The organism is Streptomyces yaizuensis (assembly GCF_034961445.1).
In the GTDB taxonomy this organism is placed as follows: Bacteria; Actinomycetota; Actinomycetes; order Streptomycetales; family Streptomycetaceae; genus Streptomyces; species Streptomyces yaizuensis.
The window spans coordinates 231,336-254,731 of record NZ_BSBI01000014.1 but is presented as its reverse complement, the minus strand read 5'-3'; the positions used below and the strand labels follow the sequence as shown (position 1 = coordinate 254,731).

Sequence of the window (23,396 nt, the reverse complement as noted above, 5' to 3'; positions counted from 1 at the left end):
GCATGGGGTGGGGGGTCGCCGCCGCGCTGCTGGCGAACGCGCTCTACAGCGTGGGGTTCGTCCTGGAGAAGCGGGCGCTCCGCGGCATGCCGGCCGTATCGGTCCGGGAGCCCGCGCGGCTGCTGCGGCTGGTTCTCGCGAGCCCGCTGTGGATCGGCGGCTCGCTGGCGCTGGCCGCCGGGTTCGGGGCACAGCTCGTCGTCTACCGGACGCTGCCGATCGCCGCCGCGCAGGGCATCTTCGTCTCCGGACTGGTGCTGCTCCTGCTGCTGTCGGCGCGGCTGCTCGGCGAACGGACGTCGGGGCGGGAGCGGTTCGCGATCGGGGCGATCCTCGCCGCGCTCGTGATGGTGGTCCTCTCCCTGTCCCCGGACACCGACACCGTCGGCGCCGACGCGCCGCTGCCGCTCGTCCTGCTGATCTGCGGGCCGGCGCTGGTGGCCGGGGTGTGGCTGTACGCGGCCGCCGAGAGCCGGGCGCGGCGGCCGCACCGGAAGCCGGCGTCGGGGGTCGAGTACGGGGTGGCCCTGGGGCTGCTGTACGGGGTGAGTTCGCTGGCGATCAAGGGGGTGTCGGGCCGGCTGGGCGGGCTGTCCGACCGGCCCGGCGCCACGCTGCTCGGTGTGCTCGGCTCCCCGTACCCGTATCTGCTCCTGTTCACCGGCGTGTTCGGGCTGGTCATGTCGCAGGTGGCCCTCCAGCGCTGCCGGGTCTCCCTGGTCGTGCCGGTGTGCACGACGGTGACGAGTGTGTTCACGGCCGTCCTGGGTACGTTCGCGTTCGGTGAGGCGCTGCCCGGCGATCCGGTGCGGCTGGCGCTGCGGGTCGCGGGGACCCTGCTGGCCGTGTCGGTGCTCCTCGCGATGCCGAAGCACGACCCGCCGGAGCCGCCCGATGCCACCGATCCGGCCGGCCCGCCGCCACCGACGACATCCGCCAGGGAGCTGACCGCCCATGAACGCCGATGACCCGCTGCTGGGCATCCTCGTCTGCCCGCTGGACAAGGGGCCGCTGCTGCTGGTGACGTCCGGCGCCGGCCCGGGCGCCGCCGGGGCACCGGCCGGTGACGCCTGCGGCGGTGGCTTGGGTGACGCCCTGTACAACCCCCGGCTGCGGCGCCTCTACCCCGTCGTGAACGGCGTCCCGCGGCTGCGCCCTGCTTCGGGTGCGCCGGTGTCCGACGCGGAGCACGAGCGGCTGACCCGGGCGGGCGGCGCCGGCCCGCCGGGGACCGGGTACGCGGTGCGGCGGCCCTGACGCTCGCGATCCCGGGTGGGAAGCGGACCGAGGCCGACAGCGGGGCCCGGCCCTGGGTCCGGGGGGACACCGTGCGCGGAGGCGGTCACCCGCGTCTCCGAGCCGTTCGCCGACCCGGCACCGCCTCCCCCGCCGCCGCATACGCACAGCCCGGAGCCCGGCCCCCTCCCGACCCCGCCGCCCCGTGGGGGCGGACCGGCTGATCCCCCACGGGCCGGCGCCCGCCGGCCGCTCAGGCGCGGTGGGCGTCCGCGATCTGGCCGACCAGGACGGCGAACGGCATGTCGAGCGCGGCGTACACGGCGGCGGACTCGGGGGCGGCGTTGTCCGCGAGGGCCTCCACCATGAGGGTGGCGTAGTCGCTGAGGATGACGCCCGCCTGCTGCATGCGCGCCAGCCCCGCCTCCCGCTTGGCCGCGCTGAACGTGCCGGAGGCGTCCACGGCCACATAGGTGTCGTAGCCCGCGGCGGTCGCGGCGTACGCGGGCAGGGCCGCGCAGACCTCCAGGGACACCCCGGCGAAGATCAGCTTCCGGCGGCCGGTGGCCTCGACGGCCTCGCGGACCCGGTCGTCGTGCCAGGCGTTGACCGAGCTGCGGTCGATGATCGTCTGCCCGGCCGGAAGCGCCTCGACCAGTTCGGGGGCGGTGGGTCCCCACATGCTGTCGGCCGCGGTGGTCGTCACCACCAGCGGGATGCCCAGCGCCGTCGCGGCCCGCGCCAGCGCCGCCACATTGTGCTTCAGCTCGGCCACCGGGATGTCCCGGACGCCCGAGAGCAGACCGACCTGGTGGTCGACCAGGACCACGGCCGCGTTCTCGCGGGTGACGGGCTCCAGGTACGCACTGCGCTCGCTCATGTTCGTCTCCCCAGAAAGTTTAGTCACTCATCTTGATAGTCAGTTTTGGTGACGACTTTGAATCTAGGGGAGCATTGCCCGTATGGCAAGCGGGAGTTGGAGCACCACCGCGCACGGAGCGGCCGGGCGGCTAAACTCGCCGGTCGGACCGCCCCGCGTGGGGCGGTGGGGACACGGCGGAAGAGGGCAGGACGGCGTGGGCGCATCGACCGGCGGCCGGCAGGCGGAACCGGGACCGGACTTGGGGGTGCTCGCCGCCCGGGTCCTGTTCTCCGTCCAGCGCGAGCTGTTCGCCACGCTCGCCGAGCAGGGCTTCGACGACATCCTGCCGCGCTCGGGAGCCGTCCTGGCCCATCTGCGCCCCGAGGGCGTCCGCGCCAGCGACCTGGCCCGCCTGTCCGGCCAGCACAAACAGGTCGTCGGCACCCTCGTCGACGACCTGGAACGCCTCGGCTATGTCGAACGGGTCCCCGACCCCGCCGACCGCCGCGCCAAGCTGGTACGCCCCACCGAACGCGGTCTGCTCCAGATGGAGACGGCCGCCGCCATCATGCGCGCGATCGAGGAACGGCACGCGACGGCCCTGGGCGAGGAGGCGTACGCCGCCTTCAAGGAGGCCCTCGGGCAGGTGGCGCGGGCCCAGAGCACGACGGCCAAGAGGCCGGGCTGAACGCAAACGGGAACGTATACGGATACGGATACGGATACGGATACGGGGCAGACTCACCCAGGCCATCGCCCCCGCACCGACCGATCCCCTTCCGGTCCTGTACGAGGGCGATGACCCCGGGCAGCGGTGCGTGCCGCGGACGGCGTCAGACCGACGCGGCCGCCGCGGGGACGAGTCCCAGCTCCTCGGCCAGGCGCTCCCTGACGATGGCGAGGTCCTCGCAGTCGCCGCCGACCCGCTCGGCGATGTGCACGCGGTAGAGATCGTTCAGCCGCTCGTCGTCGACCTCGACACCCAGCTGCTGGAGCAGATGGCGCAGGACGGCCCGGCCGGAGTGCCGCCCGATCAGCAGCGAGCGTTCGCGGCCGAACCGGGAGGGCTCCACATACTCGTACGTGGCGGGGTTGGCGAGGATGCCCTGCTGGTGGATGCCCGCGGTGGTGCCGAAGGCGTAGGTGCCGAAGATCGCCTTGTTGCGCGGCTGCTCCAGGCGGATGATCCGGCGCAGTGCCGTGTACGCGTCGTACATGGCCCCGAGGTCGATGTCCGTGTGCACCCCGAGGTGGTCCTGCTTGTACGCGATCACGCCGGCCAGCTCCTCCAGCGCCGTGTTGCCCGCGCGCTCGCCGATGCCGCCCAGAGTCGCCTGGACTTCGTCGGCTCCGGCCGCGATGCCCGCGAGGGCGTTGGCGAGGGACAGCCCGAAGTCGTCGTGGCAGTGGGTGGACAGCCGGATGGGGGCCGGAGCCCAGCGGCGGATCTTGCCCATGAGCGTGCCGAACTCCTCCGGGGTGGCGCAGCCCGAGGTGTCGGCGATGATGATGCAGGTGGCGCCCGCTTCCACCGCGCTCTCGGTGAGCGCCTGGAGGAAGGCGTCGTCGCTGCGGGTGGCGTCCTCGATCCCGACGGAGATGTGCTCGATGCCGAGCGACCGGGTGAAGCCCACGGTGTCGACGACCTCGGCGACCGACTGTTCGCGGGTGATGCCGCGCTTGTACTCCAGGTGCAGATCGCTGCCGGTGGCGACCATCTGGACCTCGTGGTTCACCGTACCGCCGGCCTCGACCGCGATCTCCACGTCCCGGCGCACGGTCCGGGAGAACGTGGCGAACCGGGCCTTCGAGAGTTCCTTGGAGATGAGCTTGGTGGCTTCGACGTCGCTCGGCGACGAGGCCGGGAAGCCCGCCTCGACGGAATCCACCCCGAGCGCCTCGATCCGCAGGGCGAGATCGAGTTTCTGTTCCGGGTTCATCGCGTTCGCGGGGGCCTGTTCACCGTCGCGAAGGGTGGTGTCGAATAGGGATATGCGTCGAGTGGCACGCTGTTCTGACATTCTTTCCCCCATGGAATTGCTCAGCGTTTTACGTTGATCCTGTGGTGCTGTCGATGTCTCCTTCCCGAACGGTCCCGGTGGCGCCTTCGCGGACAGCCAGGGCCGACGACAGACGGCCGACCGCTTCGTCGATGACGGTCCGCGACGTGGCGAAGGAGAGGCGGACATGGCCTTCTCCGCCCCGGCCGAAGGCCGATCCGGGGGTCAGTGCCACGCCCGCCTCGCGCAGTGCCCAGGCGGCGAATTCCGCGCTGGACCCGATCCCGGTTCCCCGGATGTCGGCGAAGGCGTAGAAGGCTCCCTCAGGCGCTGCGCACACCACGCCGGGAAGCGAGTTCAGTCCGCCGACGATCAGCTCGCGGCGCGCCGCGTACTCGTCGACCATGTCCTGGACAAAGTCCTGTGGGCCGGTCAGCGCCGCCACCCCGCCGCGCTGGACGAAGGATCCGGCGCAGCCGACCGTGTGCTCCTGGACCTTCAGCAGCTGGCCGATGACCTCCGCCGGGCCGGCGACATAGCCGAGCCGCCAGCCGGTCATGGCGTACCCCTTGGAGAATCCGTTGACCGTGAGGGTCCGCTCGGCGCAGCCGGGGAGAGCGCCCGGGCTGATGTGTTCACGGCCGTCGTACCGGATCTTCTCGTAGATCTCGTCGGCGATGATGAACAGGTCGTGCGCGATGGCGAATTCGGCGACGGCCGTCGCCTCCTCGCGGGACAGTACGCGGCCGGTCGGATTGTTCGGGGTGTTGACCACGATGGCCTTGCTGCGCTCCGAGACCCTGCTTTCGAGGAGTTCCCGGGTGATCCGGAATCCGTTGGCCGCGCTCAGCACGGCCGGGACCGGGCGGGCGCCCGCGAGATGGGCCATGGAGGTGTAGCTCACCCAGCCGGGGGTGGGGACGATGACCTCGTCCCCCGGGTCGAGGACCGCCAGCAGGGAGATGTACAGGGCGTGTTTGGCGGACGGGGTGACGATGATGTCGGTCGCGGGGTGCGTGTGCAGCCCGTTGTCCTGTCGCAGCTTCTCGCTGATGGCCTCGCGCAGTGAGAGCAGACCACGGCTCGGGGTGTAGTGGGTGAAGCCTTCGTGCAGCGCCGTGCCGGCTTCGGCCGCGATGTGCTCCGCGGTCGCGAAGTCCGGCTCTCCACCGTTGAGGTCGAGGACCTTGAGGCCCTGGGCCCGCAGTCTCTGGACCTCGTCCAGCAGGGCGATGGTGGCCGACCTCTCAAGATGCGAGAATCGGGACGCGGTACGGCTCTTCACTGGAAGATCCCCTCTGGTGATCTGCTCTCACGCGACGGTCCGCCTACGCTGAGCCGGTTGCGGTGAGCCGGGTGGCTCAGTAACCGACGGTGAAGCGCTTCTGGATGTGCTTCGGCTCGTCCAGCTCGTCGACAAAGGCGACCGCGTAGTCCTCGGCGCTGATGCGGCTGTTGCCGTCCGCGCCGATGACGAGGTCGTCCAGGCCGAGGCGGTAGTTGCCCGTGCGCTCGCCCGGCTCGATCAGGGCGGCCGGCGAGAAGTGGGTCCACTTCACGTCGGTGACCGTGCGCAGGTAGTCGAGCGCCTCGCCCTGGCCGTGCATGACCTGGGTGACCAGCTCGGGCAGCCCCTCGGTGTCCCAGACCTTCCGGCCGTCGGGGGTGTTCAGCGATCCGGCGCCACCGATCGAGATGAAGCGGGGGGCGCCGGCGCCGAGCAGCCGCAACCCCGTCACCAGGGACTCGGCGGCCTTGCGGACGAAGGCGGCGTGCGCCTTGCCGTCGGTGTAGCCGCCACCGACGGCGGACACGACGGCGTCCCGGCCCGCGGCGATCTTGGCGACCGACTGCGGGTCCAGCACATCACCGGTGGTGACGGTCAGGTTGGGGTGGGAGACGCCCAGGCCGGTGGAGTCCACCACAGCCGCGGTGACCTGGTAGCCGCGGTTCAGCGCCTCGGTGAGGATGCGCGAGCCGAACGTACCGCTGGCACCGAAGAAGGCAATGTTCTTGGACATGGGGATTCTGATTTCCTCACTGTGGTGGGCGTATGGCAACTGCGGTTCCGGGCTACGGCAGTTCGATGGACTGCGAATGCCGGAACACGTTCTTCGGGTCGTACTTCTTCTTGACCTGCTGAAGGCGCGGGTAGTGGTTCTTGTAGTAGAGCGTCGACCAGGGCACACCGGACGTGTTCTGTTCGGGGTCCCTGATGTCGACGTCGGGGTAGTTCACATAGCAGCCGTCGGTCGCCGCGTTGGGCACCGGATAGCCGCCGCTCCCGGCGTAGACGTCGGTGTACATCTCCCGCAGCCAGGCGGAGTTCTGCGCGTCCCCCGCCGCGGTCGACCACTGGGTGGAGTACAGCGCCTTGAAGATGGAGTCGCGCTGGGCGCAGGCCGAGGCGTCCTCGGGCACCATGTTGACCTTTGAGCCGTAGCCGAAGAGCATCACATTGGCGACGGTGTTGGTGAAGTCGGTGCGGGTCAGGTGGTGGTAGAGCGACTCCGCCTGGGCGACGGTGAAGCCCTTGCGGTGGTACGCGGACTTGTTGGCCGAGCGCAGGGTCGGGTTGGTCAGCTCCGGGTTGTTCGTGCCGAGCAGCCGGACCGAGGTGAGCCAGGGCAGCTTGCGCGGGGTGAAGAACGCCGGCAGCGGACCGTGCTCACCGACCGCCCGGTCCAGCGGCCGGGTCGTGACCCCGCAGGTGGAGGTGATCTCCGCGAGGTAGTCCTCGATCAGCTGTTCGGCGTCCGGGACGGACGCGTCGAGCTGGGTGATGATGCCGATGACACCGTCGGACCTGTGGTTCATCACCAGCAGGCTGGTCAGCGCGTGGCTCGGTGATTCGACGCTGCTGTTGCGCTCGTGCCAGTCACCGTAATGGGTCACCAGGGCAGTGAATTTCTCCTGGTCGAAATCGGCCCAGGGAAGTGCCACCGCGCTCAGATAGACGTCCTTCGGCGGGCGCATCAGCTGATCGGCCGGGTCCGGGCCGGTGGCGCCGGGGGTACGGAAGAAGTAGCGCGTGACGACACCGAAGTTGCCACCGCCGCCGCCGGTGTGCGCCCACCACAGCTCGCGGTGGGGGTCCCTCTTCTCGCAGCTGGCCACGAGGGTGACGGCCCTACCGTGACGGTTCACGGTGACGATCTCGACCGCGTACAGGTGGTCGACGGTGATGCCGTACTGGCGCGACAGCAGCCCGAAGCCGCCGCCGGCGATATGGCCGCCCATGCCCACCGAGTAGCACAGGCCGCCGGGGAGTGCGACGCCCCAGCCCCGGTAGAGGGCCTGGTAGGCGTGGAGCAGGGTGGAACCCGCCTCCACCACGAAGGACTTGCGGGCCGGGTCGTAGAAGACCTCGTCCAGCTGCGTCATGTCGATGAGCGTCTGCACCTCGGGGTTGAAGACGAAGTCGGCGTAGCAGTGCCCGCCGCCGCGTACCGCGATGCGCTTGTCCGCGTTGACCGCTTCCTGGACCGCCTGGACGACCTGGCCGGTGGTGTGCACCACCTTGATGGTGTCGGGTGTACCGACCCACCGGGTGTTGTGGCCGACGGTCAGCTCCTGGTACCGGTCGTCGCCGGGCAGGATGGTGGTTGCCCTGTTGCCCCCCGAGGGGTGCCTCTTTGTGCTGATCACGGTTCCGTCGACGTCCCCCGTCGCGGTGTCCCTGAGGTCGGTCCGCCTGTTCAACGTGCCCACGACTGCACCTGCACCCTCTCTGTTCGGAATTCCCGGAATGCATCCCGTAGGAATGGATGAAAGCAATGGCCGCGGCGCACTGTCAAGAAATGCCGGGGAAATCAATAAAGCTGTCTACACCCACTGAACAGGGTGGAAGGAGGCCTCCACCTTCGGGGGTCGAAGACTCCACCAAAGGTGGAGACGGCGCTGATTTATTCATCTCCCGGCCGATGACCCGACCCGGTGGCATGACCACAGAATGGTCCGGGTAATGACGACCACTGCATTGGGGAGAAGCACGTCATGCAGCCTTTCTGTGAACTCACCGACGCCGAGCGCGACGAGCTGGCTGCGGCGCTCGCCTCGGTGACCAAGAGCCCCTACGAGGACTACCCGTCCTTCTCCCGTTCGGTGGCCGACCTGGTGGACCGCGGGGCCGTCCCGGCGTTCTTCACCCGGGCCGTCGCCGGGATCCGCGCCGAGCGCGAGGCCGGCAGGTCGGACGCCCACGTGCTGCGCAACTGCCCCATCGACCCGGTCGTCCCGGTCCTGGACCACGACGACCCGCTGGCGGACAAGTACGCGAAGAAGAAGACCTTCGTCGGCGAGGCCCTGCTCGAACTGTTCGCGCAACTCGCCGGTACGCCGCTGCTCGCGTACGACACCCGGTTCAACGGGGACTTCTTCACGGATGTCGTCGCGATCAACCGCTACAGCGGCAAGCAGACCGGGTTCAGCGACGGCGAACTGGTCTTCCACAACGACCGCACCGCGCACCCGGTACGCGCCGACTTCATCACGCTGGTGGGGATGCGCTGCCCCGACGGCGACTTCATCTACACCGGGTTCGTCGAGGGCCGCCGGCTGCTGGAGCACTTGACGGCCGAGGAGCGGGAGATCCTGCGCAAGCCGTACTTCATCACGCCGTTCGACGTCTTCTCACGGGACAACAACAAGAGCCTGACGGTGTCCGAGGCGCATCCGATCCTGGAGCGCGAGCACAGCATCCGCTACCTGGACACCCACACCTCCGTGGCCCCCGACAGCCCGCCGGAGGCCAAGGACGCCCTGATCGCGCTGAAGAACGCCCTGGTGCGGGCCGAGAAGAAGCGGCACCGGATCCTCACCGGCGACCTGTTCTCCTTCGCCAACCAGGACGGTCTGCACAGCCGGGACAAGGTGGAGGTCAACGACCCCGCGCGGGCGCGCTCGCGCTGGCTGCTCAAGACGTACGCGTTCCGCAACGAGGCGAACGCGGAGCAGCACGCCGACCGGTGGATCGACGGCGTCCGCGGCCGGGTGGGCGATTAGGGCCGTGCCCGGCCGGTCCGACCGGTCCGACCGGCGCCCGGGAGACACGGCCGGCGTGCTGATCCCGGGTGCCGATGGCGGTGCGGGTGCCGTTTCCGACGCCGGTGCGGGTGCCGGTGCCGTTTCCGATACCGGTGCGGGTGCCGGTGTCGATGCCCGTACCGGTGCCGATCAGGACTGCTGCGCCACGGGCACGGGTGCGCCCTGCATCAGCAGGACGGCCTCCAGCCGGTTACGTACGCCCAGCTTGGTGAGGGTGTGCGAGACATGGCTCTTGATCGTCGCCGCTGAGACATGGAGGCGGGCCGCCGCCTCGGAGGTGGACAGTCCGTCGGTCAGCAGCGCGAGCACTTCGCGCTCCCGGTCGGTGAGCGTGCTCAGCAGCCGCTGCGTGGATTCCCCACCGCCGGGCCGGTCCGGGGAGGGTGGCACGCCGCGGCGGCGTTCGGAGGGGGAGCGGTAGAGCTCATGCAGTTCGGGGGAGAGGACAGTATGGCCGGAAGCGACCGCTCGGGCCGCTGCGGCCAGCCCGCTGATCCGGGCGTCCTTCAGCAGGCAGCCCATCGCGCCGGCCTGGAAGGCGGCGTCGAGTTTCCCCCGCGTCCAGCCGACACCGATGAGAAGGACCCGGATCCCGCCGGCGACCAGCTCGCGGATCGTGTCGACGGGATCGCAGTTGTGGCCCACCCCGAGGACCGCGACATCGACCTGGTTCAGCCGCCAGTCCCGCAGGGGCTGGCGGACGTCCACACTCACGACGAGTCGGAGTTGCTCGGCACGACGCACCACCCTGCCGAGCACATGCCGGGAAATCGGATCTTGGTCAGCGAGCAGAATGCGAACTTCCGGTTCTGCGGCACTCCCGTTGGTCAGCCAGTCGTCCTCGAATTTGCGTGTCTCCATGATAGCTCCCCCCGTTATGTCCGGGATCCTACAGGCTTCCTGTCAACTCCCTCGGCGCGACACGCGGGACCGGTTGTATTACGCCATATCACTGACGCGCACGCGTGGCGAGTTGCACCCGCGATGGCCGCTGTCGCGCCGATCCCGGGAGACCCGGATCCATCCTTACCGGCGCCTTTCCTTTTCGGCATGAAGACCAGATGATAATTTTTCACGGGGAGTTGCGTGTTCCATGGGATCGACTTTGGCACGGAAGACGTGGGATGCCCATGTCGTACGCCGGAGCAGGGCCGGCGACGATCTGCTGTACATCGACATGCATCTCCTGCATGAGGTGAACACCCCGCAGGCCTTCGACGACCTGCGGGCCGCCGGACGCACCGTCCGCAGGCCCGACCTCACGGTGGGCACCGAGGACCACAACACGCCCACGGTCGCCATCGACAAGGTCATCCAGGACCCGGCCGGCCGCCGCCAGACCACCCTGATGCGCGCCAACTGCGACGAGTTCGGCATCCCGCTGCACCGGCTGGGCTCCGCCGGCCAGGGCATCGTGCATGTCATCGGCCCCGAACTGGGCCTGGTACGGCCGGGTATGACCGTGGTCTGCTGCGACTCCCACACCACCACGCTCGGCGCCTTCGGAGCGATCGCCTTCGGCATCGGCACCAAACAGGTCGAACACGTCCTGGCCACCCAGACCCTGTCGATGACCCGGCCCAAGGACATGGCCGTCACCGTCACCGGCGCACTGCCGCCCGGCGTCACGGCGAAGGACCTGGTCCTCGCGATCATCGCCAGGATCGGTACCGGCGGCGGCGTGGGCCACATCATCGAGTACCGGGGTGCGGCCGTCACCGGCCTCTCGATGGAGGGCCGGATGACCCTGTGCAACATGTCGGTCGAGGCGGGCTCACGCGCCGGGCTCATAGCCCCGGACGAGACCACCTTCGCGTATCTCAGGACCCGCCCCGGAATGCCGCGGGGCGCCGACTGGGACGCGGAGGTCGCGTACTGGACCACCCTGCGCAGCGACGCGGACGCGGTGTACGACAAGGAGGTCGTCATCGACGCCGGCGCGCTCACCCCCTATGTCTCCTGGGGCAACAACCCGGGGCAGAGCATCCCGCTGGACGGTGTGGTCCCGTCGCCCGCGGACTTCGCCGACTCCCAGGAACGCGGCTCCGCCGAACGGGCGCTGGCCTACATGGGCCTCGTCCCGGGCACCGCGATGCGCGATCTGCCCATCGATGTCGTCTTCGTCGGCTCCTGCACCAACGGCCGGATCGAGGACCTGCGCGCCGCGGCCGCCGTGCTGGAGGGGCGCAAGGTCGCCGACGGCCTCCATATGATGATCGTCCCCGGCTCGGCGCCGGTGCGGCGGCAGGCCGTCGAGGAGGGCCTGGACCAGGTGTTCGCGCAGGCGGGGGCCGACTTCCGGCCGGCCGCGGGCTGTTCGATGTGTGCCGCGCTCAACGAGGACCGGCTCCGCCCGGGCCAGCGCGCCGCCTCCACCAGCAACCGCAACTTCGAGGGCCGGCAGGGCAAGGGCTCCCGTACCCACATCGTCTCCCCCGCGGTCGCCGCCGCCACCGCCGTCGCCGGCCGGCTCGCCGCCCCGGCCGATCTGTAAGGCGCGCACGAGCGCATGAGTGTGAGGAAGAGCCGAGGAGCCCCCATGGACCAGTTGACCGTGCACACCGGTACGGTGATGCCGCTGCGCCGCAGCAATGTCGATACCGACCAGATCATCCCGGCCCGCTTCGTTCCCTACTTCAGCTGGCAGGGCCACGCCAACGCGCTGTTCGCGGACTGGCGCGACGACCCGCACTTCCCGCTGAACCTGCCGCAGTACCAGGGCTCGACGGTGCTGGTCGCCGGGAACGACTTCGCCACCGGCTCCTCACGCGAGTCCGCGGTCTGGGCCCTCCAGCGCTTCGGCTTCAAGGTCGTCATCGCCCCCCGGTTCGGCGACATCTTCCGCGGCAACTCCCTGATGCGCGGCCTGCTCACGGTCACCCTGCCGGCCGCCGTGGTCGAGCGGCTGTGGGAGCTGACCGAGCAGGACCCCTTCACCGAGATCACCGTCGACCTCGAAGCGCTCCAGGTGCGCTGCGGCGATCTCGTGGAGCCCTTCGCGCTCGACCCGGACGCCCGGGAGCGGCTGCTCACCGGACGCGACCCGATCTCCACGACGCTCGACGCGTACGCGGACGACATCGCCGCGTACGAGCACGGCCGCCGGCCCGCCCTCCCGGTCACCCGCTGAATTCCCCGGCGGCGCCCACGAACGGAAGGAGCGGACCATGAACCTCGCCCAGTGCGCCGCCTTTGTCGCCATCGCCGACACCGGCAGTTTCACCCATGCGGCGAAAGCCCTGTCGGTCAGCCAGTCGGCGGTGAGCCATGCGATATCGGGTCTGGAGAAGGACCTGGGGGTCGCCCTGATGAAACGCAGCCGCAGCGGGGTCGAATTCACCGATGTCGGGCAGCGCATCCTCACCCATGCCCGCGCGATCGTGCTCGGCAGGGAATTGATACGCCAGGAGGCCGACGCCGCGCGCGACCGACGCTCCGGCACCCTGCGGATCGGCACCAGCCAGAGCTTCGCCACCAGCCTCCTGCCCCGGCTGCTCACCGAATTCCGCGGCGCGCTCCCCGACATCAGGATCGTGCTGCGCGAAGGAACGGACCAGGAGATCGCCGAGTGGCTCGGCGGCTACACGATCGACGTCGGCATCGTGAACCTGCCGAAGGAGCACCTCGACACCGTGCCACTGCTGCGGGACGAGATGTACGCCGTGCTCCCGCCGGACCACGCCCTGGCCGGCCGCGGGGGCATCGCCGTCGAGGAGCTGGCCGACGAGACCTTCGTCATGCCCGTCGGCGGCGTGGAGCCGATGCTGCGTACCGCCTTGGAACTCGTCGGCCGTGAGCCCCGCATCGGCTTCCACGCCCAGGGCATCAACGCGCTGCTGTCCATGGTCGCCGAGGGCCATGGGGTCACCGTGGTGCCGGCCCTCGCGCTGCCGTCCGTGCCGCCCCACCCGCAGCTGCGGATCGTCCCCTTCGCACCGGCGCTCTCCCGCCGTCTCGGCATCGGCATCAGGAGGGCCGCCCGCCGCGCCCCGGCCGTCGAGACCTTTGTCTCCATGGCCCGGGCGCTGGCCCGCGACAGCGCCTCTCAGATGCCCAGGGCGCAGGGGGAGCCCGGCCTGCGCGGTGCCGGCCGCTCGCCCTCGGGCTCGGCACCGGGCACGGCACCGGGTTCGGCATCGGGCCCGGTCCGCCGGATCAGCGCGTCCCCGGCGATGGCGTCGGCGTCGTAGACGAAGTCGCTCCAGATCCCCGGCCGGCTGCTGCCCGCCTGCATGAACCAGCGGGTGTGCTCGGTGGGAATGCCGAGGACGTACAGTCCGGTGTCGGCCGTCCCGTCGCTGCCGATCGGGTGGTACGGCGAGGCGGTGACCGCCACCCCGCCGGTGTCGAACGCCTCCTCGCCGAAACCGTTGACGTAACTGGTCCAGATGCCCCGCTCCCGCAGCCGCCGCGTCAGCGGGGACGGATCCCGGCGCACGTCGGGGGTGGGGATCCGGGCATCGAGAACGGTGTCCACGGTGACACGCGATCCCGCGATCTGCGGCGAGTGCGCGACAAACCGGCCACTGGCCGGATCCGGGACGAAGCGGGTGCCCGGGCCGACGATCCGCAGCACTCCCGACGCGATCAGGGCGGCCGTCTGCTCCAGCCTGACCGGCGGCGGCCCGGCCGCCAGGAAGGCGCTCCTGGGGACGTACCACCCGAGGAAGTCATCGCGGTGGGAGCGCGGGTCGAGCCCGCCGTAGTCCACGAACGCGCGGATCACCCAGCGGGTGTCGCGCAGGACGTCGAGCGCCGCCTTGAGCGGTGAGCCGACATTGCCCTTCGCGGCCTCCTCCAGGTCGCGGCGGATCACCGCGAGGAGTTCGCTCTCGAAGGCCGCGTGGTCGGGGTAGCTGCGGCCGGCGAAGGGCCTGGCCAGCCGGTCGAGGTCGAGCGGCGGCAGATCGCCCGCGCCGTGGCGCCCGGCGACGGCCGCGACGTCGGGCAGCGGCGCCCCGACCGGGAGGGCCAGTTCGGCGGTGAACGCCTCGGCCGCCCGGGCGCCGGAGCGGTGGCGGATGTGCGCGGCGTAGTACACCAGGCTCATCTCGGCCCGCAGCCAGGGCATGACGTCGGCCCGGAAGTCGACGGGGCCGGCCGCGCGCCCGTGCCGGACGCGCTCCGCGGTGAACAGGACAGGGCGGTAGGGGTTGGTGGCCGATTTCTGGTTACGGCCCCGCGCGGGCAGCGGCATGCCGCTGCGGGAGCCCGCCACCAGTACCGGCTCGCGCCCGCTCGGCACATAGACCAGCCGCCCGTCGCCCCCCTCCTTGAAGCTGCCGCCGCGGCCGATGGTGAACGCCGCCATGACGTCGTAGAAGGCCAGGCCGAGGCCGAGGACGCCGACCGCGGATCCGGCCGGGACGTCACAGAGCGGCATGTCGGCGGCCGAGTCGCCCCGGAGGTGACGCAGCCGGGGGTGGGCGGCCGCGAACTCGGCGAGTTCGCGCTGCTCCCCCGACGGTCCGGGCCTGGCGTGGCCGGTGGTGAGGACCACCCTGTCGGCGAAGAGCCGCGATCCGTCCGAGAGGCGCAGCCGGTAGCCGCCGCCGGTGGGCACCAGGTCCTCGACCGACAGACGCACCTCGTGCAGGCGCACGCCGGCCGGGAGTCCATCCCGTGCCGCACTCAGGACGTAGCGCATGTAGCGGCCGTAGACAGCGCGCGGCGCATAGCTGTTGGGGCCGGGGTGGTCGGGGTCGGTGGCCCGCCACCACTCCCCGAAGGAGGGTCCGGCGCCGGCCCGGTGCGGCCCGTCGTCCGGGATCCCGGAGAAGGCCGAGATCTCGTCGGCGACGGTGTTCATCATGAACCACTCGGGCTGGTCGCTGCGCCATATGCGGCCGCAGCCGACCTCGACCGGGTCGATCAGGAAGATCTCCACCGGCCGGAGTCCGTCCCGTGGTTCGGCGGCCAGCCGGGCGGCGAGGCGCTCCACCACGCTCAGACCGCGCGGACCGCTTCCGACGACTGCGACGCGGTGCGCACCGGACGCGTCCGGTATCCCCCCGGCCATGTTGTTCCCCACTCTGTCCCCCTTGGTCGGCCGACTTCACGCCAGGACGATCCGAATTCCCGCACGTGAAGGAAATGCAAAAACTCTCCACCGAGGCTAGATCGCCCCCTGTCGGTGTTCAACGCCGATCGGTTCATGGAATGCATGAATTCTGCTCATGCGTCCATTGGGTTTCGCTGATTTCCGTGCACGACGGTGCGGCGTCGGGCTAGGCTGTGCAATCGTCAGGAATATCAAGCACGTCGACGGTCCAGGGGGGACTTCACAATGGAACGCCGTCCGGTACTTCTCGTACTCGACCTGATAAATGAAATCGTCCACCCGGACGGCAAGTACGCGGCCGACGGATACTGCGAACAAGTGGCCGAACGCGGGGTCCTCGAACGGGCCGCCACCGCGATCAGCCGCGCCCGGGCCGCCGGTATCCCCGTCATCCATGTGGTCGTCGGATTCTCACCCGGGTACGCCGACTGGCCCGCGGGCTCGGAGCTCTTCGCCTCCGCGCGCGACGGCGACCGGCTCGTGCTGGGCACCTGGGGCACCCGGATCCACGACAGCCTGAGGCCGGCCGACGGCGAGCCGATCGTGGAGAAGCGGCGTGTCAGCCCGTTCTTCGGCACGCATCTCGATGTCCTGCTGCGCAATCTCGGGGTCAACACCCTGCTGCTGACGGGCGTCACCACGGATCTGGTCATCCTCTCGACCGCCCGCGACGGCCACGACCGCGACTACCACGTCGAGGTCCTTGAGGACGCCACCGCGACGGACAGCCAGGAGGCGCACGACGCCGCCCTGAAGGTGATCGCCCGTACCGCCACGGTGTCCTCGGTCGCGCGCGCCCTGCCGGCCTGACCACGGAACGCAGAGGGACGGGGTTGCAGAGATGAGCCAGGACCGGACCACCGGGCCCGAGAGCCCCGCACGGCTCCCGCCCGCACCACCGCCGGCCCGGCGGGGTGCGCCGGCGCACCCCGGGCCCGGCCCGGGCAGCCGGCCGCGGCGGCTCTCCCGCGACCAGTCGTTCCGGCTGGTCGGCGCGATCCTGATCGTGCTGCTGCTCTCCTCGTCGGCGCCTTCGCCCATGTATGTGCTCTACCAGCAGCGGTGGGACTTCTCCGCCACGATGCTGACGGTCGTCTTCGGCATCTACGCGGTGGCGGTGCTGATCGCGCTGCTGCTCTTCGGGTCGTTGTCGGACACGCTGGGGCGGCGCAGGGTGCTGCTCGCCGCGCTGATCGGCGAGGTGGCCTCCATGGCGCTGTTCATCGGCGCCCGGAGTGTCGGCTGGCTGCTGGCCGCGCGGGCGGTCCAGGGCCTCGCGGTCGGGCTGGCCACCGGCGCCACCAGCGCCGCCCTGATCGAGCTGGCGCCGCCCGCGAAGCCGTTCCGCGGCACGCTGCTCAACAGCGCGGGCCCGACCGGCGGCATCGCGGTCGGCGCCCTCGTCGCGGGGCTGCTCGTCCAGTTCGCGCCGGCGCCGACCGTGCTGACGTACGCGCTGCTGCTGGCCGCCTTCGTGCTGGCCTTCCTGGGCGTCCTGGTGATGCGGGAGACCGTGCCGGGACGGACGAAGGGTCTGCGCGTCCGCCCCTCGCGGGTGTCCGTCCCCGCCGCCGCCCGCGGGCCCTTCGCCCTGCTCTCGCTGACCATGATCGCGGTCTGGTCGGTCTGCGGGCTCTATCTCTCGCTCGGCCCCTCGCTGGCGATCGAGATCCTGGACAGCGGTGGTCTGCTGGCCGGCGGGCTGACGGTCGCGCTCTTCGCCGGTATCGCCACCGTCGGCCAGATCGCTCTGGGCAGGCTCCCGGCGCCACGTACGGCGGTGATCGGCCTGGTCTCGCTGCTGGCGGGGCTGGGTCTGGTCCATACCGCGCTGACGACGGGTCAGGCGGTGGTGTTCTTCCTCGGTACCGCGGCGCTCGGGTTCGGCTGGGGCACGGCCTTCCTCGGCGCCTTCCGGGCGCTGGCCGCACTGGCGGATCCGGCCCGGCGCAGTGAGCTGCTGGCCGCGGTCTATGTGGTGGTCTACCTGTCGATGACCGTGCCCGCCGTCGCGGCCGGGACGGTCTCCGAGATCTGGGGCCTGCACCGCACCACGGTGGCCTTCGTCGCCGCCGCGGCCGTGATCTGCCTGGCGGCGCTCCTGGGGCTGGCCTGGGTCACGGTGAACCGCCCCGGCCCGCCCCCTGAGCCGCACGCGGCCTGACCTCCGCCGCCGGCACGCAACGCTGTTGATCATTCAACATCGGACGTTGCGCCTTGGTTCATGTCCCATACACGGGAGGCCTCGACAGTCTGTCCCGGGCCGTGTCGAACCGTGACCGGGCCCTGGACACAGGCAATCAGTGGAGGTCAATGATGGTCAGGCGTCGCGAGCTGCTGGGGATGGTCGGCGCGACCGTCGGAGCGGGAGTGCTGGCCACGGGCACGGCCGAGGCCGCCCCGCGGGACGGGCAGAAGCACCGCGGGCCCTCGCGCCGAACGCTCAAGGTCATGCAGTTCAACATCTGGCTCGGCGGCAGCCGGGTGCCGGGCGGCCGGGCGGGTATCGCCGACACCATCGCCGCGGTCGAGCCGGATGTGGTGATGCTCAGCGAGTCGAACCCGCAGCGGGTGGCCGATCTCCTGGCCGATCTCGCCGAGCGCGGACTGACCTACTTCGACAACCGGAACCCGGTCGACCCCGCGGTGATCTCGCGCTACCCGATCGTCGAGCACGCGTCGTTCCCGTCCTGGTCAAAGGCGGTCGTCTCGGTCGACGGCACCGAGGTCGCGGCCTACTCCGGGCACCTGGAGTACCGCTACTACGTCAACTACCTGCCGCGCGGCTACGGCGGCGGCACGCCCTCGCCCCTGGAGACCTCCGAGTACGGCTGGGGCGAGATCCCGGCCGGTCCGATCACCGACGTCGGTCTGATCACGCGGCTCAACGCGGCCTCGGGACGCACGAAGGCGACGAGGACGGTGCTCGCGGACGCCGCGAAGGAGCGGGCCAGGGGCCGGCTGACGCTGCTGGCCGGTGACTTCAACGAGCCCTCCCACCGGGACTGGAACCACCGGACCCGCAACCTCTTCGACCACCACGGCGCCGTTGTCCCGTGGGCGACGACGAAGGCGATCGAGGACGCCGGCTTCCGCGACAGCTATCGCGTGATCCACCCGGACCCCGTCCGCAGGCCGGGCTTCACCTGGCCGAGCGACAACCCGGGCGCCGAGGTCGGCCGGCTCACCTGGGCGCCGAAGGCCGACGAGCGGGACCGGATCGACTTCGTCTTCTACCACCCGGACCGGCGGATCCGGCTGCTCGACAGCGTGATCGTCGGACCGGCGAGCAGCATCGTGCGCAGCGAGCGGGTGGCGGAGTCGCGCAGGGAGCGGTTCTGGGAGCCCACCTGGACCTGGCCGACCGACCACAAGGCCGTGCTCAGCACCTTCCGGCTGACCACGCGCTGAGCGGGGAGACGGTCGTGGACGGCCCGCGTACGCGTCAGCCGGCCCGAAGGCCGACCGCCAGGGTCAGTTCGAGGACCCGGTGCGGCGACGCGAGATCCGGGAACAGCTCCCGCAGCTGCGCCATCCGGTACCGGACCGTCTGGGGGTGGACGAACAGCGCCGCCGCCACCTCGTCCCGTCTGCCCTGGTGCAGCAGCCACGCCCGCAAGGTCTCCTCCAGCCGCTGCGCCGTCGCGACAGGCACGGTCCGCAGCGGTGCGAGAGCCCGGGCCCGCAGATCCGCGAACGCGTCCGCGTCGGCACTGAGCACCAGCTCGGGCAGGTGGTCCTCGGTGTCGCGGACATCGGCCGAGAGGGAGCGCGCGCGGACGGCTCGTGCGTACGAGGCGGACGCCCGCGTCCACGGCCGGGCCGGGCCGACCACGGCGGCGCGGTCGGTCAGCCGGCTCAGGAGATGTGGCCGGTCGGCATCGGGGACGAACAGCACACCGGTGGCGTCCGGCAGATCGTCGAGGACGAGGGTGGCCGGGTCGAGGGCGCGGTAGGCGGGCCGGGCCTGGGCGGCGGGCAGCAGGACCGCGGTCAGCGAGACCGGAGGCTGCCACCCGGCCCGCTGAGCGGAGGCCAGCAGCACGTCCGGGCTCGCGCCGGCGAGGAGGTCGTGGGCGAGGTGTTCCAGGTGGAGTTCGTGGGCCCGGCCCCGGGCGGCCAGTTCGTCGGCGTGGCCCGCGGCACTCGCGGCGGAGAGTTCGTCGATGTAGGCGAAGGTCAGCTCGGCGAACTTGGCGACCTCGGCGGCGGGCAGACCCGCAGGCACGGCACCCGCCGCCAGGCATCGCCAGGCCACGCGGGCGCCGACACGGTAGGCGCTGAGCAGGGCGTCCATCGAGCGGCCGTCGCGCACCTCGCCGCGGCCCAGCTCGTAGGCCGCGTCACCGCCGTCGCCGCCCGTGGCGTTGCCGCTCGCGCGGTCGAGGTAGTGCCCCAGGGCGGTGCGGACGGCCCGGCGGATGGTGGCACCCATGCGGCCCGAGAGAGCGTTGGCGTAGGGAGGGACCTCGTCGATGATCGCCTGGACGACCTCGTCGGCCGTGCCCACCAGCTCGGCCCGCAGCGCGGTGAGCGTCGTCTCATCCAGGGCCAGCTCGGTGGCCCTCCGGATCGCATGCCCCATGATTTATTCCCTGCGAACAATTATGCCGATCAGATTCACATCCTGCGGGTAGGACTTTACGCCCTGAGGCGTATCAAGCTGGAGCCATGACGAGTGCAGCCCTCCGCAGTAGGGCGTGGAAACTGCTGGAGATGGTCACGACGCCGCTGCTGCCGTCGGACTACCTCGACCTGGTCAGTCCGCTGCGCGCGGGCGCCGACCTGCGGGGGCGCATCGAGGCCGTGCATCCCGAGACGGATGACGCCGCGACCGTCGTGATCAGGCCGGGACGGGGCTGGCGCGGCCACACGGCCGGTCAGTACGTGCGGATCGGGATCGACGTCGACGGGGTGCGCCTGTGGCGTGCCTACTCGATCACCTCGCCGACGAACCGCCAGGACGGCCGCGTCACGATCACCGTGAAGGCGATCCCGGACGGCAAGGTCAGCAACCACCTGGTCCGCAGGGCGAAGCCGGGCACGCTGATCCAGCTCGACCAGGCGACCGGTGACTTCGTACTGCCCGAGGCAAAGCCCGCCAAGGTGCTCTACCTGACGGCCGGCAGCGGCATCACGCCGGTCATGGGCATGCTGCGCGACACCGGGTTCGACGACGTCGTCATGGTCCATTGCGCGCCGCGGCCGCAGGACGTGATCTTCCGCGAGGATCTGCACGACCTGGTCGCGGACGGGAAGCTGCGTCTCACCGAGGTGCACACCGACACGGACGGCAAGCTCGACATCGCCCGACTCGGCGACCTCGTGCCCGACTGGACCGAGCGCGAGACCTGGGCCTGCGGGCCCACGGGCCTGCTCGACGCCGCCGAGGAGCACTGGGCCGGGCACGGCGTACCGGAGCGCCTGCACACCGAACGCTTCCGCCCCGCCATCGCCGTCGCCGGTGACGGTGGCGAGGTCACGTTCACCACCACCGGCAGGACCGCCGACGCGGACGGCGCCACGCCACTGCTGGACGTCGGCGAGGAGGCCGGCGTGCTCATGCCCTCCGGGTGCCGCATGGGCATCTGCTTCGGCTGCGTGACGCCGCTCACGGCGGGCGCCGTCCGCGACCTGCGCACCGGCGAGATCACCGAGGCCGAGCCGGGCGTCCTCATCCAGACCTGCGTGTCCGCCGCGGCGGGCCCCTGCGAGATCGAACGGTAGGAACACCTTGACCGCCATCGACCCCACCGCCCACCTGACCGCGGAGCAGATCGAGGAACTCGGCCGCGAGCTGGACGCGATCCGCGACGAGGTGATCGCCGACCGTGGCGAGAAGGACGCCGCGTACATCCGTAGGGTCATCTCGGTGCAGCGCAAGCTGGAGCTGGCCAGCCGGGGTGTGCTGCTGTTCTCGATCTTCCCGCCCGCGTGGCTGATCGGCACCGCCGGTCTGTCCGTGGCGAAGATCATGGACAATATGGAGATCGGCCACAACGTCCTGCACGGCCAGTGGGACTGGATGCGGGACCCGAAGATCCACTCCACCACCTGGGAGTGGGATCACGTCTCGCCGGCCGATCAGTGGAAGCACTCGCACAACGAGCTGCACCACACGTACACCAACGTGATCGGCAAGGACAACGACCTCGGCTACGGCATCATGCGCGTCGACGAGGACCAGCGGTGGCACCCGTTCCACCTCGGCCAGCCGCTGTGGAACTTCCTCAACGCCTGCTTCTTCGAGTACGGCATCGCGGCGTACGACCTGGAACTCGGCAAGAACCTGCACAAGCGCCGCCGCAAGAACCCGGAGTTCCGCGCGCGGGCCAGGGCCGTGGGCCGCAAGATCCGCAAGCAGGTGCTCAAGGACTACGTGATCCACCCGCTGCTGTCGGGGCCGTCGTTCCTCACCACGCTCGCCGCCACGTTCACCGCGAACCTGATCCGCAACCTCTGGACACACTCGGTCATCATGTGCGGGCACTTCCCCGAGGGCGTGCGGGTCTTCGAGCGCCGGTCGATCAAGGGCGAGACGCGCGGCCAGTGGTACCTGCGCCAGATGATGGGCTCGGCGAACATCAGCGGCAGCAAGGCGATGCACTTCATGACCGGCAACCTGTCGCACCAGATCGAGCACCACCTGTTCCCGGACCTGCCGAGCAACCGGTACGCCGAGGTCGCGGTGAAGGTGCGCGCGCTCTTCGACAAGTACGAGCTGGAGTACGTCACCGGGCCACTGCCCAAGCAGGTGTTCTCGGCGTGGCGCAAGGTCTTCCGGCTCTCGCTGCCCAACAGGAAGCCCAAGGCCAGGACGCCGGGCCGCAAGCAGGAGCTGGTCGGGGCCTGATCAGGGGCCCGGAACGGGCGGTGGTGGTTCGGCCGGGCGGGGCATCCCCCTGGCCGATGCCACCGCCGGGTCGGGCGACCACGCGGGTGCCGCCCGGTTCCACCCGCGGGTACTCCCCTGTCCGCCGACCGGTGCGCCCGGGGATCACGGCCGCACGGACACCGTGCCGCCTGCGATACGCCGGCATGCCCGCGGCTTAGAGTCCTCCGTATGCGTGTACTGGTCACCGGAGGCGCGGGTTTCATCGGCTCGCACCTCGTGGCGGCGCTGACCGCCCGTGGTCACGAGACGGTGGTGCTGGATGCCCTGTTGCCGTCGGCGCACGGAACATCCCCGGCGGCGGGCGCGGAGCTGGTCCATGCGGATGTGCGGGACCGGAGCGCGGTGGCCGGGGCGTTGCGCGGGGTCGACGCGGTGAGTCATCAGGCGGCCATGGTGGGGCTGGGCACGGCATTCGCCGACGCACCGGACTATGTCGGCTGCAACGACCTGGGAACGGCTGTGCTGTTGGCGGCGATGGCCGAGGCGGGCGTCCACGATCTGGTGCTGGCCGGATCGATGGTGGTGTACGGGGAGGGGCGGTACGACTGCCCCCGGCACGGGTGGGTCCGGCCCGGTCCGCGCGCGGCGGCGGACCTGGAGGCGGGCCGCTTCGAACCCCGCTGCCCGAAGTGCGGCGCGGACCTGGCCCCCGGGCTGGTGGGCGAGGACGCGCCCGCCGATCCGCGCAGTGTGTACGCCACGACGAAGCTGGCCCAGGAACATCTGGCCGCCGCGTGGGCGCGGGCGACCGGGGGGCGGTCCGTCTCCCTCAGGTATCACAATGTGTACGGGCCGGGGATGCCCCGCGACACTCCGTACGCGGGGGTGGCGTCGTTCTTCCGTTCGGCGCTGGCCCGGGGTGAGGCACCGCGGGTCTTCGAGGACGGCGGGCAGCGACGCGACTTCGTCCATGTCCGGGATGTGGCCGCCGCGGGCGCGGTCGCGCTGGAGGCCCTGTCCGGCCGGGAGCCGGGGGCCCTCGCCGTCTTCAACACCGGCAGCGGGGAGCCGCACACCGTCGGGGAGATGGCGCGCGCCCTGGCCCGTGCCCACGGTGGCCCCGAGCCGGTGGTCACCGGAGAGTTCCGGCTGGGCGACGTCCGGCACATCACGGCCTCCTCGCGCAGGCTGACCGACGAGCTGGGGTGGCGGGCGCGGGTCGGGTTCACCGACGGGATGACGGAGTTCGCGCACAGCGGCCTTCGGACGCCGGGCAGCGGAACGCGGGGCAGCGGGACACCGGGCAGCGGGACACGGCGGGACTCGTAGCCACAATGCCGGGAATCCCCCTGGCGG

The 23,396-nt window shown here is 70.9% G+C and carries 20 protein-coding genes and 1 pseudogene; 13 read left to right on the top strand and 8 right to left on the bottom strand.

Annotated features, from left to right (window positions below):
• Positions 1–2: 2 nt before the first annotated feature.
• Positions 3–968 (top strand): DMT family protein, encoded by a 966-nt coding sequence (locus SYYSPA8_RS29750; protein WP_323450473.1) that lies wholly within the window; start codon positions 3–5, stop codon positions 966–968.
• A complete protein-coding gene (locus SYYSPA8_RS29745; protein WP_323450472.1) occupies positions 955–1,257 on the top strand; it encodes a Trm112 family protein in 303 nt (100 codons plus the stop codon). Before SYYSPA8_RS29750 ends, SYYSPA8_RS29745 begins: the two co-directional genes overlap by 14 nt.
• Before the next feature lie 232 nt (positions 1,258–1,489).
• On the opposite strand, the gene SYYSPA8_RS29740 is transcribed toward SYYSPA8_RS29745, so the two are convergent.
• Positions 1,490–2,116, bottom strand: coding sequence for an isochorismatase family protein (locus SYYSPA8_RS29740; protein WP_323450471.1), 627 nt, complete (start codon positions 2,114–2,116; stop codon positions 1,490–1,492).
• A 196-nt stretch (positions 2,117–2,312) separates the two neighbouring features.
• Here SYYSPA8_RS29740 and SYYSPA8_RS29735 point away from each other — a divergent pair, with 196 nt between their 5' ends.
• Positions 2,313–2,786: a MarR family winged helix-turn-helix transcriptional regulator gene (locus SYYSPA8_RS29735; RefSeq protein WP_323450470.1), complete on the top strand. Its 474-nt coding sequence runs from the start codon at positions 2,313–2,315 to the stop codon at positions 2,784–2,786.
• Between the two features lie 145 nt (positions 2,787–2,931).
• Here SYYSPA8_RS29735 and SYYSPA8_RS29730 read toward each other — a convergent pair whose 3' ends face one another.
• From SYYSPA8_RS29730 to SYYSPA8_RS29715, 4 genes are all read right to left on the bottom strand, one after another.
• Positions 2,932–4,119, bottom strand: a complete 1,188-nt coding sequence (locus SYYSPA8_RS29730; RefSeq protein WP_323450469.1) for a LeuA family protein — start codon at positions 4,117–4,119, stop codon at positions 2,932–2,934.
• Between the two features lie 28 nt (positions 4,120–4,147).
• A complete protein-coding gene (locus tag SYYSPA8_RS29725) occupies positions 4,148–5,383 on the bottom strand; it encodes a pyridoxal phosphate-dependent aminotransferase (protein ID WP_323450468.1) in 1,236 nt (411 codons plus the stop codon).
• A 76-nt stretch (positions 5,384–5,459) separates the two neighbouring features.
• A complete protein-coding gene (locus SYYSPA8_RS29720; RefSeq protein ID WP_323450467.1) occupies positions 5,460–6,119 on the bottom strand; it encodes an NAD(P)-dependent oxidoreductase in 660 nt (219 codons plus the stop codon).
• Between the two features lie 52 nt (positions 6,120–6,171).
• Positions 6,172–7,809: an FAD-binding oxidoreductase gene (locus tag SYYSPA8_RS29715; RefSeq protein ID WP_323450466.1), complete on the bottom strand. Its 1,638-nt coding sequence runs from the start codon at positions 7,807–7,809 to the stop codon at positions 6,172–6,174.
• 285 nt (positions 7,810–8,094) lie between these two features.
• Between SYYSPA8_RS29715 and SYYSPA8_RS29710 the strand changes: the two genes are divergently transcribed.
• Entirely contained in the window at positions 8,095–9,102 is a 1,008-nt protein-coding gene (locus tag SYYSPA8_RS29710) for a TauD/TfdA family dioxygenase (protein ID WP_323450465.1), read from the top strand.
• Positions 9,103–9,273: 171 nt separating this feature from the next.
• On the opposite strand, the gene SYYSPA8_RS29705 is transcribed toward SYYSPA8_RS29710, so the two are convergent.
• The gene (locus tag SYYSPA8_RS29705) at positions 9,274–10,005 is read right to left on the bottom strand and encodes a response regulator transcription factor (protein WP_323450464.1); all 732 of its coding nucleotides are present in this window, start codon (positions 10,003–10,005) and stop codon (positions 9,274–9,276) included.
• Positions 10,006–10,237: 232 nt separating this feature from the next.
• Here SYYSPA8_RS29705 and leuC point away from each other — a divergent pair, with 232 nt between their 5' ends.
• Genes leuC through SYYSPA8_RS29690 form a run of 3 tightly spaced genes read left to right on the top strand, consistent with a single transcriptional unit; the run spans position 10,238 to position 13,334 of the window.
• Positions 10,238–11,638: a 3-isopropylmalate dehydratase large subunit gene (gene leuC, locus SYYSPA8_RS29700; protein WP_323450463.1), complete on the top strand. Its 1,401-nt coding sequence runs from the start codon at positions 10,238–10,240 to the stop codon at positions 11,636–11,638.
• 45 nt (positions 11,639–11,683) lie between these two features.
• Positions 11,684–12,274: a 3-isopropylmalate dehydratase small subunit gene (gene leuD / locus SYYSPA8_RS29695; RefSeq protein ID WP_323450462.1), complete on the top strand. Its 591-nt coding sequence runs from the start codon at positions 11,684–11,686 to the stop codon at positions 12,272–12,274.
• Between the two features lie 37 nt (positions 12,275–12,311).
• On the top strand, positions 12,312–13,334 hold the full coding sequence (locus SYYSPA8_RS29690; protein ID WP_323450461.1) for a LysR family transcriptional regulator: 1,023 nt from the start codon (positions 12,312–12,314) through the stop codon (positions 13,332–13,334).
• Between the two features lie 1,301 nt (positions 13,335–14,635).
• Here SYYSPA8_RS29690 and SYYSPA8_RS29685 read toward each other — a convergent pair.
• Positions 14,636–15,163: pseudogene (locus SYYSPA8_RS29685) on the bottom strand (FAD/NAD(P)-binding protein); the annotation flags it as partial.
• A gap of 267 nt (positions 15,164–15,430) precedes the next feature.
• Between SYYSPA8_RS29685 and SYYSPA8_RS29680 the strand changes: the two are divergent.
• From SYYSPA8_RS29680 to SYYSPA8_RS29670, 3 genes are all read left to right on the top strand, one after another.
• On the top strand, positions 15,431–16,015 hold the full coding sequence (locus SYYSPA8_RS29680) for an isochorismatase family cysteine hydrolase (RefSeq protein ID WP_323450460.1): 585 nt from the start codon (positions 15,431–15,433) through the stop codon (positions 16,013–16,015).
• Between the two features lie 31 nt (positions 16,016–16,046).
• On the top strand, positions 16,047–17,369 hold the full coding sequence (locus SYYSPA8_RS29675) for an MFS transporter (RefSeq protein ID WP_323450459.1): 1,323 nt from the start codon (positions 16,047–16,049) through the stop codon (positions 17,367–17,369).
• A gap of 149 nt (positions 17,370–17,518) precedes the next feature.
• Positions 17,519–18,616, top strand: a complete 1,098-nt coding sequence (locus tag SYYSPA8_RS29670; protein ID WP_323450458.1) for an endonuclease/exonuclease/phosphatase family protein — start codon at positions 17,519–17,521, stop codon at positions 18,614–18,616.
• Positions 18,617–18,650: 34 nt separating this feature from the next.
• Here the strand turns inward: SYYSPA8_RS29670 and SYYSPA8_RS29665 are convergent, their stop codons facing one another.
• Complete coding sequence (locus tag SYYSPA8_RS29665) at positions 18,651–19,790, bottom strand: PucR family transcriptional regulator (protein WP_323450457.1); 1,140 nt, start codon at positions 19,788–19,790, stop codon at positions 18,651–18,653.
• 86 nt (positions 19,791–19,876) lie between these two features.
• Here SYYSPA8_RS29665 and SYYSPA8_RS29660 point away from each other — a divergent pair, with 86 nt between their 5' ends.
• The 3 genes from SYYSPA8_RS29660 to SYYSPA8_RS29650 all read left to right on the top strand — a co-directional run bounded on the left by SYYSPA8_RS29660 (position 19,877) and on the right by SYYSPA8_RS29650 (position 23,369).
• Positions 19,877–20,932, top strand: a complete 1,056-nt coding sequence (locus tag SYYSPA8_RS29660) for a ferredoxin reductase (RefSeq protein WP_323450456.1) — start codon at positions 19,877–19,879, stop codon at positions 20,930–20,932.
• A 7-nt stretch (positions 20,933–20,939) separates the two neighbouring features.
• The gene (locus SYYSPA8_RS29655) at positions 20,940–22,058 is read left to right on the top strand and encodes a fatty acid desaturase family protein (protein WP_323450455.1); all 1,119 of its coding nucleotides are present in this window, start codon (positions 20,940–20,942) and stop codon (positions 22,056–22,058) included.
• Between the two features lie 210 nt (positions 22,059–22,268).
• On the top strand, positions 22,269–23,369 hold the full coding sequence (locus SYYSPA8_RS29650; RefSeq protein ID WP_323450454.1) for an NAD-dependent epimerase/dehydratase family protein: 1,101 nt from the start codon (positions 22,269–22,271) through the stop codon (positions 23,367–23,369).
• Positions 23,370–23,396: the final 27 nt, after the last annotated feature.